We start from the raw sequence: 2,006 nt of genomic DNA, 5'->3' as shown, positions 1-2,006 counted from the left end.
ACCAGCGGATGCGTGAACTGCCCGGCCGCGCCCATGCCGTCGGCGGGGATCGCGCCCGCATGGGCGGAAACGAAGTCCATCAGGCCGAAGCTCAGCGATTGCACGCGCGGGTGCGCCGCGATCTCGAACGCGTTGTGCACGGCCAGCGGCGATTCGATCAATACGTGCAGCGGCAACGCATCGGCATCGGCCGCCTCGAGCGCCGCCACCGCCTGTGCGACGTCGGCCACGGACTCCACCTTGGGCACCATCAGATGGCTGAGCCGGTGGCCGGCACGGCCGGCGATGGTGATCACGTCGCCGGCAAAGGCGGGATGGTCCACCGGGTGAACACGCACGCCCACGCGCATGCCGGGCTTGGCGGCCAATGCCAGTTCGGTCACGAGCGCGGCATGCTCCGCCTCGCCGCCCACGGGGGCGCCGTCCTCGCAGTCGAGCGTCACGTCGAACACGCAGGCACCGAATTCGTCGGCCATCTCGGCCTGCAGCGCGAGGCTCTTCTTCATGCGCACCTCGACGCCGCTGTAGTGGTCGCACACCGGCAGGCTCACGGCCCCGGCCTGCGCGCCGAGCAGCACTTCAGCGGGATGGGCGGCTTTGGTCATGCTTTTTTCTGCGCCACGATGAACATCCGCGGGAAGGCGAGCAGCCGCTTGCCGTCGGTGCGCACGGGATAGGCCCGGTCCACGCGGCGCTCGTATTCGGCCAGGTAGCTCGCCTGCAGGTCGGCCGGCAGGCGGTCGACGAAGGGCTTGAGCCCCGTGCCGCGCACCCATTCGACGATGGCCGCGGCATCGGCCATCGGGTGCTGGTAGATGGTGTGCCACACATCGACCCTGGCCGCGGCAGGCGCGAGCAGGTCGTAGTAGCCGCCGAGCGGCAGCAGCAAGGTGCGCAGCCGGTCGGCATTGCCGATGGGCTCGGCCCAGGGTGCCTCCGCGGCCACGGCGCGCATCAGGCGGTGCGTGGGCTCCTCGCGGTTGTCGGGCATCTGGATGGCGAGCACGCCACCGGGGGCCAGCGCAGCGAACAGCCGCGGGATCAGCCGCTCGTGATCGGGCACCCACTGCAGGGCTGCGTTGGCGTAAATGAGGTTGGGCGCTTGGTCTTGCGGCGCCCAGGTCGCGATGTCGCTCAACTCGAAGCGTGCCTGCGGCAGGCGCTCGCGCGCGCTCGCCAGCATGGCTTCGGAGTTGTCGGTTCCGACGACTTTCGCCGTCGGGAACCGGTTGGCCAGCAGTTCGGTGGAATTGCCCGGGCCGCAGCCGAGGTCGACCACGTGGGCCGCCTCCGGCAACGGCACCCGCGCCAGGAGTTCCTGTGCGGGGCGGGTGCGCTCGTCCTCGTAGCGACGGTAGAGCGCGGGGTTCCAGTCGAGCATGCCGGCGGCCTGGCTCAGATCAGGTGCGCGACGCCGGCCTGTTCGCCTTGCAGCTCTTCGAGCGTCTTGTTGATGCGTTCCTGGCTGAAGGCGTCGATTTCGAGGCCTTCGACCAGCTTGTACTCGCCGTTCTCGCAGGTGACCGGGAAGCCGAACATCGTGTCCTTCGGAATGCCGTACTGGCCGTCCGACGGGATGCCCATGGTGACCCACTTGCCGTTGGTGCCCAGGGCCCAGTCGCRCATGTGGTCGATGGCGGCGTTGGCGGCCGAGGCAGCCGACGACAGGCCGCGGGCCTCGATGATGGCCGCGCCGCGCTTGCCGACGGTCGGCAGGAAGGTGTTGGCGTTCCATTCCTGGTCGTTGATCATCTTGGCGACGCTTTCGCCCTTGATGGTGGCAAAACGGTAGTCGGCGTACATCGTGGGCGAGTGGTTGCCCCAGACGACGAGCTTCTCGATGTCGGCCACGGCCTTGCCGGTCTTGGCGGCGATCTGGCTGGCGGCGCGGTTGTGGTCCAGGCGCAGCATGGCGGTGAAGTTCTTGCGCGGCAGGTCGGGTGCGCTCTTCATCGCGATGTAGGCGTTGGTGTTGGCGGGGTTGCCGACCACCAGCACCTTGACGT

At 68.9% G+C, this 2,006-nt stretch carries 3 protein-coding genes; all 3 read right to left on the bottom strand.

Features of this window, described 5'->3' with window-relative positions:
• Positions 1–605 (bottom strand): aldolase/citrate lyase family protein (locus AC1DOC_RS31390; RefSeq protein ID WP_478131301.1); only part of this gene is annotated, 605 nt, incomplete at its 3' end.
• Entirely contained in the window at positions 602–1,381 is a 780-nt protein-coding gene (gene tam, locus AC1DOC_RS31385) for a trans-aconitate 2-methyltransferase (protein ID WP_412510508.1), read from the bottom strand. The genes tam and AC1DOC_RS31390, both read right to left, overlap by 4 nt.
• Positions 1,382–1,395: 14 nt before the next feature.
• Positions 1,396–2,006, bottom strand: a 611-nt coding sequence (locus tag AC1DOC_RS31380) for a malate dehydrogenase (RefSeq protein WP_478131300.1), incomplete at its 5' end; no start/stop codon positions are given.

This window comes from Variovorax sp. 01T439_2 (genome assembly GCF_056398445.1).
This window is presented reverse-complemented; position numbering and strand designations above follow the sequence as displayed.

Excerpts from the sequence above, each read along its gene's own strand:
- tam (WP_412510508.1), bottom strand. The coding sequence starts at position 1,381 with ATGCTCGACTGGAACCCCGCGCTCTACCGTCGCTACGAGGACGAGCGC.